Here is an 11,337-nt window from a genome sequence, read left to right on the forward strand (position 1 = left end):
CGGGGACAATGGGCGCCATGAGCGCTCGACCGAACCCAGAAGCTGCTGCGCAGCAGGCTGAGAACAACGCCCCCCACCGGGCCGGCTTCGCCTGCTTCGTGGGCCGCCCCAACGCGGGCAAGTCCACCCTTACGAACGCTCTGGTCGGCCAGAAGGTGGCGATCACCTCCAACCGGCCCCAGACGACCCGCCACACGGTGCGCGGCATCGTGCACCGCGAGGACGCACAGCTGATCCTGGTCGACACCCCCGGCCTCCACAAGCCGCGCACGCTGCTCGGCGAGCGGCTGAACGACGTCGTGCGGACCACCTGGGCCGAGGTCGACGTCATCGGTTTCTGCCTGCCCGCCGACCAGAAGCTCGGCCCCGGCGACAAGTTCATCGCCAAGGAACTCGCGGGCATCAAGAAGACCCCGAAGATCGCGATCATCACCAAGACCGACCTGGTCGACTCCAAGCAGCTCGCCGAACAGCTGATCGCCGTCTCCCGTCTGGGCGAGGAGATCGGCCTCGAATGGGCAGAGATCATTCCGGTCTCCGCGGTGAAGGACAACCAGGTCGACCTTCTCGCCGACCTGATCGCGCCGCTGCTCCCCGAGAGCCCGCCGCTCTACCCGGAGGGCGACCTCACCGACGAGCCCGAGATGGTGATGGTCGCGGAGCTGATCCGGGAGGCCGCGCTCGAAGGCGTACGCGACGAGCTGCCGCACTCGATCGCGGTCGTCGTCGAGGAGATGCTGCCGCGCGAGGACCGGCCCGCGGACAAGCCGCTGCTCGACATCCACGCGAACGTGTACATCGAGCGGCCCAGCCAGAAGGGCATCATCATCGGCCCGAAGGGCAAGCGGCTGAAAGAGGTCGGCACGAAGTCGCGCAAGCACATCGAGGCGCTGCTCGGCACGCCGGTCTTCCTGGACCTGCATGTGAAGGTCGCCAAGGACTGGCAGCGCGACCCGAAGCAGCTGCGCAAGCTGGGGTTCTGAGCGCCGGCGGAGTCCGTGGGCGGGTCAGCCGCGCGTCGACCTCACGCGCCCTCCTTGAGGACGCGTGAGATCAGTGCGCGCTGGGCGTCGGTCAGGTGCGGATCCGCGCAGTGCGTCGTGCGGTCGTCGACCGTGATCCGGTACCGGAAGCCGTCCGGCACCCCGGACGGTGGGGTGCCGCGGCCCGCCGCGAGTGCGGATTCGGCCAGGGCTTCCCACTCCGCTGCGTCGGTGAGGCCCGAGGTGTCGATCTCGCGGTGGCGGGCGATGCCGGTGAAGCCGCCGGTGCGGGTGACCTGGATCCGCATGGTTCGACTCCTCTCGCGTTGTTTCCGGGGGTCTGCCCCGGACCCCGCTCCTCAATCGCCGGAGAGACCTGTTTTTGGCCGAGCTCCGGCGATCGAGGACAGGAACCGTGACCGGGCCTACGCGGACGGCACGCCCACCTCCGACCATGCCTTCCGTACCGCTTCCAACTCGTCGCCCTCGCCGAAGCGCTCCCTCGCCGCTTCGACCGTCAGGCGGGCGAAGTCCGTGAACTCCGCGTCCGCGGCCAGGCGGCGGCCCGTGAGGACGTCGAACCAGAGCTGTCCCGCCCGCTCCCACGCGTTGCCGCCGAGTGCGGTGGCCAACAGATAGAAGGCGCGGTTCGGGATGCCCGAGTTGAGGTGTACACCGCCATTGTCCTCGGTGGTGTGGATGTAGTCCTCCATCGACGCGGGCTGCGGGTCCTTGCCGAGCACATCGTCGTCGTACGCCGTGCCGGGCGCCTTCATCGAGCGCAGCGCCTCGCCCTGCACCCGTGGGGCCAGCAGACCTGCGCCGATCAGCCAGTCCGCCTGGTCGGCGGTCTGGCCCAGTGAGTACTGCTTCACCAGGGAACCGAAGACGTCCGACATGGACTCGTTGAGGGCGCCGGACTGGCCGAAATAGCTCAGGTTGGCCGTGTGCTGGGTCAGCCCGTGCGTCAGTTCGTGGGCGATCACATCGATGGCGACGGTGAAGTCGAGGAAGATCTCCCCGTCCCCGTCGCCGAAGACCATCTGCTCGCCGTCGAAGAAGGCGTTGTTGTACTTCTCGTCGTAGTGGACGGAGCCGATCAGCGGCAGCCCGTTGCCGTCGATCGAATGGCGGCCGTACGCCGTGAGCAGCAGTTCGAAGGTGGCGCCGAGTCCAGCGAACGCGCGGTTGACGCTCGCGTCCCTCGTCGGCTCCTCACCCTCGCCGCGGACCTTGAAGCCCGGCAACTGCGTGCCGTGGCGGCAGTCGTAGAGCGTGCGCTCAGGCTTGTCGGACAGCTGGTCCGTCGTCGTGGGGCCGGGTGTGGGGGTGACGAGGGTGGCCATCTGGCGGCGGGTGCGCCGGGCGGCGTCGCCCTCCAGGGTGCGGCGGGCCGGACCGGCCAGATCGGGGTCGTCGGCTTGTGACAGCTTGTCGAGTACGTGGGGCGGCACGATCGTGCAGAAGACGGGCTGGAACCCGTGCTGAGGTCGAGGCTGCATGAGTTCGACTGTGGCACTGCGTCATCGTCGTGTCACTGTTTGCCATCAGGATTGGACAAATGGAGTGATCGATCACTGTTTACCCGTTACCGAGGTCCGGTCCCGCATACTGATACACGACCGACGTCTCAGGCGCCTCTCGGTTAGTCTCGTCGCATCATGCGTTTCGGGCTGCTTCTTCTTAGCTGCCGCGGCGAGGGCCTGTAGTCGTAGGCCGACCCCCTCCCCGCGGAGTCTGGTGTTGCAGCGACACAGTCGGCCGTCCCACCGCTGGACCCCGAGGAGCCGTACGTCATGACCGCCGCGAATCCCGCTCAGACCCCCGTCGAGAACGCCGTCGGCCGGCCCACGCCGATCACCAACGCCACTCAGCTGCAGAAGCCGTCCGGGATGCCGGTCCACAAGTACGGCCGGTACGAGGCCGTCGAGATCCCCGACCGCACCTGGCCGGACAACCGGATCACCGTGGCGCCCCGCTGGCTGTCCACCGATCTGCGTGACGGCAACCAGGCACTGATCGACCCGATGTCGCCGGCCCGCAAGCGCGAGATGTTCGACCTGCTCGTACGCATGGGGTACAAGGAGATCGAGGTCGGCTTCCCGTCCTCCGGCGAGACCGACTTCGCGTTCGTGCGCTCCATCATCGAAGAGGGTGCGATCCCCGAGGACGTGACGATCTCCGTCCTGACCCAGGCCCGCGAGGAGCTGATCGAGCGAACTGTTGAATCACTGGTCGGTGCGCGGCGCGCCACGGTGCACCTGTACAACGCCACTGCTCCCACCTTCCGCCGTGTGGTCTTCCGCGGTTCGAAGGAGCAGGTCAAGCAGATCGCGGTGGACGGCACCCGACTGGTCATGGAGTACGCGGAGAAGATCCTCGGCGACGAGACGATCTTCGGCTACCAGTACAGCCCGGAGATCTTCACCGACACCGAGCTGGACTTCGCCCTGGAGGTCTGCGAGGCCGTCTGTGACGTCTGGCAGCCCGAGGAGGGCCGCGAGATCATCCTCAATCTGCCCGCCACCGTGGAGCGTTCGACGCCGTCCACGCACGCGGACCGGTTCGAGTGGATGTCGCGCAACCTGTCGCGCCGCGAGCACGTCTGCCTGTCGGTCCACCCGCACAACGACCGCGGCACCGCCGTCGCCGCCGCCGAGCTGGCGATCATGGCCGGTGCGGACCGGATCGAAGGCTGCCTGTTCGGCCAGGGCGAGCGCACCGGCAATGTCGACCTGGTGACGCTGGGCATGAACCTGTTCTCGCAGGGTGTCGACCCGCAGATCGACTTCTCGCAGATCGACGAGATCCGTCGCACCAGCGAGTACTGCAACCAGATGGAGGTCCACCCGCGCCACCCCTACGCGGGCGACCTGGTCTACACCGCCTTCTCCGGCTCCCACCAGGACGCCATCAAGAAGGGCTTCGACGCCATGGAGGCCGACGCGGCCGCCCAGGGCAAGACCGTCGACGACATCGAGTGGGCGGTGCCGTACCTGCCGATCGACCCGAAGGACGTCGGCCGCTCGTACGAGGCGGTCATCCGGGTCAACTCGCAGTCGGGCAAGGGCGGAATCGCCTACGTCCTGAAGAACGACCACAAGCTGGACCTGCCGCGCCGGATGCAGATCGAGTTCTCCCGGATCATTCAGGCCAAGACCGATGCCGAGGGCGGCGAGGTCACGCCGACACAGATCTGGTCCACCTTCCAGGACGAGTACCTGCCCAACCCCGAGAACGCCTGGGGGCGCGTACAGATCCGCTCCGGTCAGACCACGACCGGTTCCGACGGCCGGGACACGATCACCGTCGACGCGACCGTGGACGGCGCGGACACCGTGCTGACCGGTACCGGCAACGGTCCGATCTCCGCGTTCTTCGAAGCGCTGCAGGCCATCGGCATCGACGCCCGTCTGCTGGACTACACCGAGCACACGATGAGCGAGGGCGCGAGCGCCCAGGCCGCCTCGTACATTGAGTGCGCGATCGACGGAAAGGTCCTGTGGGGCATCGGCATCGACGCCAACACCACGCGGGCCTCGCTGAAGGCGGTCGTCTCCGCGGTCAACCGCGCGACCCGCTGACCCCGCGCCCGAAAGGGCGTAGAACCGCACGGCCGACGGACCCCGCCCACCCGCTCCAGGGGGGCGGGGTCCGGCCATCTCCCGACGGTTGTGACGAGCGAGGTGCTGACGTCACCTCGCGACTGTGGTTAACATCACGTCAACACGGCAATGTTGCCGGAGCGTTACGGAGGTGTGCGACGTGCGGTCAGCCCTGGGACAACGCGCCATAAAGCTGCGTATCTGCGGCATCCGCACCATCTGGGACGCCGTCGGTGACGGCGAGTTCTTCTGCCCCGGCTGCGGTGGTGACCGCAACTACCGCCGTCTCACCGGCCGTCGTCGCTTCGCCGTGCTCGGCGTGCCACTGCTGCGCCGCGGCACCGTGGGCCCCGTCGTCGAATGCGCCGCCTGCCGGACCCACTTCGGCACCGATGCGCTCGACCACCCCACCACCACCCGGTTCTCCGCGATGCTCCGGGACGCCGTCCACATCGTCGCGCTCGGCATCCTCGCCGCCGGTGGCACCGCCTCCCGCACCGCGTTGGAGACGGCGGCGGCCACCGTGCGCGGCGCCGGGTTCGACGACTGCACCGAGGACCAGCTCTCCACCGTCGTCGAGGTCCTCGCCGCCGACATCGGACACGGCTCCGCGTTCGACGCCGCCGCCGAGGCGTGCGGCGCCGCCCTCGCCATCGAGCTCCACGAGGCGCTGGAACCCCTCGCCCCGCATCTCGCGCCCGGCGGACGCGAATCGATCCTCCTGCAGGGCGCCAGGATCGCGCTCGCCGACGGCCCGTACAGCCAGGCGGAGCGCGAGGTGCTGACCACGGTCGGCGCCGCGCTGCAGCTCTGCCCGGACGACACGGCCCGGCTGCTCGCCGCGGCGGCGCGCACCCCCTCGTGACATACGCCGCTCCGCACCGCGCCCGTACTCCCGCGGGAGTACGGGCGCCCCTTCGCCCACCCCGGCAGTAGCCGCGAAGTCGGTCCCCGGCGCGACGAATCGGCCCCCGGCGGCCGGGAGTCTGGACACGTACCGGACAACCGGCCGAAGGGGGGCCCGTGATGAGGGCCGTAACAGAAGACAGCGGCACACCGCTCCGGGCGGGCAGCCGCAGACGCATGCTGCCCTGGGCGGTCCTCGCGCTCTGGGTCGCCGTGATCGCGCTCGCCGGACCGCTGGCGGGCAAGCTCGCCGACGTACAGACGAACCGGGCCGTCGACTACCTGCCGGCGAGCGCCGACTCCACGCAGGTGGCGAAGATCCAGGACGCGCTGCCCGGCGGGGAGTCCACCGATCTCGTCCTCGTCTACCACCGCGACGGCGGTCTGACCGCCGCCGACCGGGCCACGGCGGACCGGCAGGCCGCCGCGCTCGCGGGCGGCCACACCCTGACCGGAACCCCCAGGGGCGTCCCCGCCAAGGACGGTACGACGCTGATGTACCCGGTCTCCTCGACGGAGCCCGGCCAGGACGACGAGGCCAGGAAGGCGTTCGTCGACGAGGTGCGCGACGTCGCGAAGGGCGGCGGCGGGCTGAGCGTCGAAGTGGGCGGCCCCGGGGCGCTGATCGTCGACTCCCAGGAGGTCTACACGTCGCTGGGCGGACCGCTGCTCTACACGACCGTCGCGGTCGTGGCGATTTTGCTGATCGTCATCTATCGCAGCCCGCTGCTGTGGCTGGTGCCGCTCGTCGTCGCGGGCGTCGCCGACGCGCTGTCCATGGCCGTCGTATACGGGCTCAACCGGGGCTTCGACGTCACCGTCACCGGCCAGAGCTCCGCCGTGATGACCATCCTCGTCTTCGGCGCGGGCACCGACTACGCGCTGCTGCTCGTCTCCCGCTACCGCGAGGAACTGAGCCGCGCCGCACGGCCGTACGACGCCATGGCCGCAGCCCTGCGCGGCTGCGGACCCGCTGTTCTCGCCTCCTCCGGCACCGTCGCCGCGGGCCTCCTGTGCCTGCTCGCCGCCGACCTCACCAGCAGCCGCGGCATGGGCCCCATCGCCGCCGTCGGCGTACTCTGCGCGCTGCTCGCCATGCTGACGCTGCTGCCCGCGCTCCTTGTCCTGCTCGGCCGCCGGGTGTTCTGGCCACTCGTCCCCGCGTACGGCAGCACACCCGGGCAACGGCGTTCACTGTTCGCCGCGATGGGCAGCTCGGCCGGACGCCGGCCCGTCGCCGTACTCGCCTGCGGCGGTGTGCTGCTGGGGGCGCTGGCGCTCGGCGCGTTCAACATGCCCGGAGCCCTGAAGCAGGAGGACTCCTTCACCAGCAAACCGGACTCGATCTCCGCGATGGAGACACTCGCCGCCGCCTACCCCGAGCGGTCCACCCAGCCGATCACCGTGATCGCCCCCACCGACCGGGTGGCCGAGACCATGGCGAAGGCCGGCGCCACCGACGGTGTCGCCGCCGTCGAACGAGGCCGCAGCGGCGGCGGCTGGACCGAACTCTCCGTCGCCGCGACCGACGCCCCCGAGTCCGCGGGTGAACAGGCCACCATCAAGGCCCTGCGCGACGGACTGGACGGCAGCCATGTCGGCGGTCCCAGCGCCCAGCAGATGGACCTGGAGACGGCCGACGCCCGGGACCTGAAGATCGTCGTCCCGCTCGTCCTCCTCTCCGTCCTGCTGATCCTGATCGCGCTGCTGCGCAGCCTCGTCGCCCCGCTGTTGCTCGTCGCCGCCGTCGTCGCCGTCTGGGGCGCCGCCCTCGGCATCGGCGGGCTGGTCTTCGAACCGGTCCTCGGACTGAAGGGCGCCGATCCCGGACTGCCGTTGCTCTCCTTCGTCTTCCTGGTGGCGCTCGGCGTCGACTACGGCATCTTCCTGATGCACCGGGTCCGCGAGGAGGCACTCTCCGGCGCCGAACCGACCGCCGCCGCACTCACCGCCCTGCGCACCACTGGCGGCGTGATCGCCTCGGCCGGGCTGGTGCTCGCGGCCACCTTCGCCGTCCTGACGAACATGCCGATGGTCAGCCTGGTCGAGATGGGCTTCGTCATCGCGGTCGGTGTCCTCCTCGACACCTTCCTCGTCCGCACCTACCTCGTGACCTCGGCGAGCGTGGCACTCCAGCGCACCATCTGGTGGCCGGGGAAGCTCAGCCGGACGCCCGCCGCCCCCGGGCCGCGCGAGCCCGAACTCGTACGGAACCGGTGACGGTGCCCGTGCGCGTACCGGAGGATGGCGGCGTGTCCCGATCCACGCGCCGGCGCGAACGCATCCTGGCGGTCGTCAACCGCGACCCCCTGCATGCACCGCACAGGACGCGCACCGACGCCCTCGTCGCGGGGGGCGCCGGTGCGCTCTCCGCCGTCCTCGCCCTCACCACCGACCAGGCGCGGACGCCGGACGCGCTCGGCTGGGTGCTGCTGATCGCGAGCGCCGTACCGATCGTGTGGCGGCGGCGCAGCCCACTGCTCGCCCTGGTCGCCATGATCCCGATCCTGATGCCGTACCACGCGCTCGACAACGCGCACTCGGCACCGATGCCGCAGACCTGGATCGCCCTCTACACGGTGGCGGTGACCGGACGGCCGCTGCGCACGCTGCTGACCGGGATCGGTGTGCTCTCCGTCATGGTGACGGTGGTGCTCACCATCAACACCCATGAAGGCCTGCAGCTGCTGCGGATTTCCGGGTGGATCATCGCCGTGCTGTTCTGCGGTGTCGATGTGCGCATCTACCGCCAGTACGTCGCCTCCGTGCTGGAGCGCGCCGAACGCGCCGAACGGACCCGTGAGGAGGAGGCCCGGCGCAGGGTCGCCGAGGAGCGGCTGCGGATCGCCCGCGACCTGCACGACCTGCTGGCCCACAGCATCACGCTGATCGGCGTCCAGACCTCGGTGGCCTCGCACATTCTGACCGTCGACCCGGACCGGCTCGACCGGCAGGCGGTCGCCCGGTCGCTGGAGGACATCGCCGACACCTGCCGGGAGGCACGCGCCGAACTGCGCACCACCCTGCAGGTGCTGCGCGGCGACGGACACGAGTCGGACGGACCGCTGCCGGACCTGGCGGCGCTGCCCGGTCTCGTACGGGCCGCGGAGGCCGCCGGGGCCCGGGTCGACCTGGCCGTCCGCACACCGGGCAGCAGGGTGGCCCCGGCGACCGGCGCGGCCGCGTACCGGATCGTGCAGGAGTCGCTGACCAACGCCCTGCGCCATGCCGGACCCGAGGTACGGATCACGGTGGCCGTCGAACCCGACGGCCGCGGCGCACTGAGCGTCAAGGTCACCGACGACGGCGCAGGACCCCGGGCGAACGGCTCGGCACCCGGGTTCGGCATAGTCGGGATGCGCGAACGCGCACGCAGCACCGGCGGCACGCTGACGGCCGGGCCGGGCCCGGCCGGGGGCTTCGAGGTCGCGGCGGTGCTGCCCTGCCACGAGGGGGAGACCGCGCCATGATCCGCGTACTGCTCGCCGACGACCAGACCCTTGTCCGGGCGGCGTTCGCGATGCTCGTCGAGTCGGCGTCCGACATGGAGGTCGTGGCACAGGCGGGCACCGGCCTCGAAGCGGTCGGCCTGGCCCGCACGCACCGGCCCGACATCGTCGTCATGGACATCCGCATGCCGGAGCTCGACGGCATCGAGGCGACCCGGCTGATCGCCGCCGACGGGGAGCTCGCCGGGGTGAAGGTACTGGTCCTGACCACGTACGACACCGACGAGCATGTCGTCGAGGCGCTGCGCGCGGGCGCCTCGGGCTTCCTGGTCAAGGACACCCGGCCCGCCGAACTCCTCGCCGCGATCAGAACGGTGTCCGCGGGCGATGCCCTGCTCTCGCCCGGCCCGACCGCCCGGCTGATCTCCCGTGTGCTGCGCGGGCCCGAGCTGCCGCTCCGGGGCGCCCCGGGCGGTCCGGACTGCCTCTCGGACCGGGAACGGCAGGTGCTCGGCCTGGTCGCGCGCGGACTCAACAACACCGAAATCGCCGAGACCCTGGGACTCAGCCCGCTCACCGCCAAGACCCATGTCAGCCGGATCATGGGCAAACTGGGCGCCCGGGACCGGGCGCAGCTGGTCATCGTGGCGTACGAGTCGGGGCTCGCGGTACCGGCCGGCGGCGCGGCCGACGGAAGCTGAACCGGGGCGCCCGTCCCGGACGGTCTTCGGGGGCGGGCCCGCTCCGGTGGCCGGGTACAGGACAATGGGCGCATGAGCTTGTTCCGGGACGACGGCGTGGTGCTGCGCACGCAGAAACTGGGCGAGGCCGACCGGATCATCACGATCCTGACCCGAGGCCACGGCCGGGTGCGGGCCGTCGCGCGCGGGGTGCGGCGTACGAAGTCCAAGTTCGGCGCCCGCCTCGAACCGTTCTCCCATGTGGACGTGCAGTTCTTCGCCCGCGGCAGCGAGCTGATCGGCCGCGGACTGCCTCTCTGCACCCAGAGCGAGACCATCGCGCCGTACGGGGGTGGCATCGTCACCGACTACGCCCGGTACACCGCGGGCACCGCGATGCTGGAGACCGCCGAGCGCTTCACCGACCACGAGGGCGAGCCCGCGGTCCAGCAGTACCTGCTGCTCGTCGGAGGGCTCCGCACCCTCGCCCGCGGGGAGCACGCCCCGAACCTGATCCTCGACGCCTTCCTGCTGCGTTCCCTCGCGGTCAACGGCTACGCACCCAGTTTCGAGGACTGCGCGAGGTGCGGAATGCCCGGTCCGAACCGGTTCTTCTCCGTCGCGGCGGGCGGCGTCATATGCGGCGACTGCCGGGTGCCCGGCAGCGTCGTACCCTCAGCTGAGGCCGTCGCCCTGCTGAGCGCGCTGCTCACCGGTGACTGGGAGACGGCGGACGCGTGCGAGGCGCGGCATGTCAGGGAGGGGAGCGGGCTGGTGTCCGCCTATCTCCACTGGCATCTGGAGCGCGGACTGCGCTCGCTGCGATACGTAGAGAAGTAACACAGGCACAGCAGGCACAGGGAGACGAGACAGCTCATGGCAGTACGCGGGATCCTCGGTGGCCGTAACCGGCGCACGTACAAGACCCCCGAGCCGCACCCCTCGGGCGCCACGCCCCCGAAGATCCCCGGCGAGCTGGTGCCCAAGCACGTCGCCGTCGTCATGGACGGGAACGGCCGCTGGGCCAAGGAGCGGGGTCTGCCGCGCACCGAGGGCCACAAGGTCGGCGAGGGCGTCGTCATGGACGTCCTCAAGGGCTGCATCGAGATGGGTGTCAAGAACCTCTCGCTGTACGCGTTCTCCACCGAGAACTGGAAGCGCTCCCCGGAGGAAGTGAAGTTCCTGATGAACTTCAACCGGGACGTCATCCGCCGCCGCCGCGACGAGATGGACGAACTGGGCATCCGCATCCGCTGGGTGGGCAGGATGCCGAAGCTGTGGAAGTCCGTCGTCCAAGAGCTCCAGGTCGCCCAGGAGCAGACCAAGGACAACGACAGGATGACGCTGTACTTCTGCGTCAACTACGGCGGCCGGGCCGAGATCGCCGACGCCGCGCAGCGCATCGCGGAGGACGTCGCCGCCGGAAAGCTGGACCCCGCGAAGGTCAACGAGAAGACCTTCGCGAAGTACATCTACTACCCGGACATGCCGGACGTGGACCTCTTCGTCCGCCCCAGCGGCGAGCAGCGCACCTCCAACTACCTGATCTGGCAGAGCGCGTACGCCGAGATGGTCTTCCAGGACGTGTTGTGGCCGGACTTCGACCGCCGTGACCTGTGGCGGGCCTGCCTGGAGTACGCCCAGCGCGACCGGCGTTTCGGCGGCGCGGTGGAGGCGGCGGAAGAGACCGAGCCGACGGCCTGACCCCGGGGGA

10 protein-coding genes are annotated in these 11,337 nt (G+C 70.2%); 8 read left to right on the forward strand and 2 right to left on the reverse strand.

Features of this window, described 5'->3' with window-relative positions; all coding sequences use genetic code 11:
* The first annotated feature begins 8 nt into the window (after positions 1 to 8).
* Complete coding sequence (era, locus tag OG972_RS27530; RefSeq protein ID WP_266985838.1) at positions 9 to 983, forward strand: GTPase Era; 975 nt, start codon at positions 9 to 11, stop codon at positions 981 to 983.
* 41 nt (positions 984 to 1,024) lie between these two features.
* Here the strand turns inward: era and OG972_RS27535 are convergent, their stop codons facing one another.
* Positions 1,025 to 1,291, reverse strand: coding sequence for a protealysin inhibitor emfourin (locus OG972_RS27535; RefSeq protein WP_266985840.1), 267 nt, complete (start codon positions 1,289 to 1,291; stop codon positions 1,025 to 1,027).
* Between the two features lie 117 nt (positions 1,292 to 1,408).
* Positions 1,409 to 2,485 carry a M4 family metallopeptidase gene (locus OG972_RS27540; protein ID WP_266985842.1) on the reverse strand — a complete coding sequence of 359 codons (1,077 nt, stop codon included), beginning with the start codon at positions 2,483 to 2,485 and terminating at the stop codon, positions 1,409 to 1,411.
* A 294-nt stretch (positions 2,486 to 2,779) separates the two neighbouring features.
* Here OG972_RS27540 and leuA point away from each other — a divergent pair, with 294 nt between their 5' ends.
* The 7 genes from leuA to OG972_RS27575 all read left to right on the forward strand — a co-directional run bounded on the left by leuA (position 2,780) and on the right by OG972_RS27575 (position 11,327).
* Complete coding sequence (gene leuA / locus OG972_RS27545) at positions 2,780 to 4,567, forward strand: 2-isopropylmalate synthase (RefSeq protein ID WP_266985844.1); 1,788 nt, start codon at positions 2,780 to 2,782, stop codon at positions 4,565 to 4,567.
* Between the two features lie 181 nt (positions 4,568 to 4,748).
* Positions 4,749 to 5,453, forward strand: coding sequence for a TerB family tellurite resistance protein (locus tag OG972_RS27550; protein ID WP_266985846.1), 705 nt, complete (start codon positions 4,749 to 4,751; stop codon positions 5,451 to 5,453).
* Between the two features lie 161 nt (positions 5,454 to 5,614).
* Positions 5,615 to 7,714, forward strand: coding sequence for an MMPL family transporter (locus tag OG972_RS27555; protein ID WP_266985848.1), 2,100 nt, complete (start codon positions 5,615 to 5,617; stop codon positions 7,712 to 7,714).
* 32 nt (positions 7,715 to 7,746) lie between these two features.
* The gene (locus OG972_RS27560; RefSeq protein ID WP_266985850.1) at positions 7,747 to 8,964 is read left to right on the forward strand and encodes a sensor histidine kinase; all 1,218 of its coding nucleotides are present in this window, start codon (positions 7,747 to 7,749) and stop codon (positions 8,962 to 8,964) included.
* Positions 8,961 to 9,644: a response regulator transcription factor gene (locus OG972_RS27565; protein ID WP_266985852.1), complete on the forward strand. Its 684-nt coding sequence runs from the start codon at positions 8,961 to 8,963 to the stop codon at positions 9,642 to 9,644. The genes OG972_RS27560 and OG972_RS27565 overlap by 4 nt, the downstream gene beginning before the upstream one ends.
* Before the next feature lie 72 nt (positions 9,645 to 9,716).
* On the forward strand, positions 9,717 to 10,463 hold the full coding sequence (recO, locus tag OG972_RS27570) for a DNA repair protein RecO (protein ID WP_037698093.1): 747 nt from the start codon (positions 9,717 to 9,719) through the stop codon (positions 10,461 to 10,463).
* 36 nt (positions 10,464 to 10,499) lie between these two features.
* Entirely contained in the window at positions 10,500 to 11,327 is an 828-nt protein-coding gene (locus OG972_RS27575; RefSeq protein ID WP_266985856.1) for an isoprenyl transferase, read from the forward strand.
* Positions 11,328 to 11,337: the final 10 nt, after the last annotated feature.

Origin of the sequence: Streptomyces sp. NBC_01669 (assembly GCF_026339735.1) — a bacterium.
Lineage (GTDB): Bacteria > Actinomycetota > Actinomycetes > Streptomycetales > Streptomycetaceae > Streptomyces > Streptomyces yanii.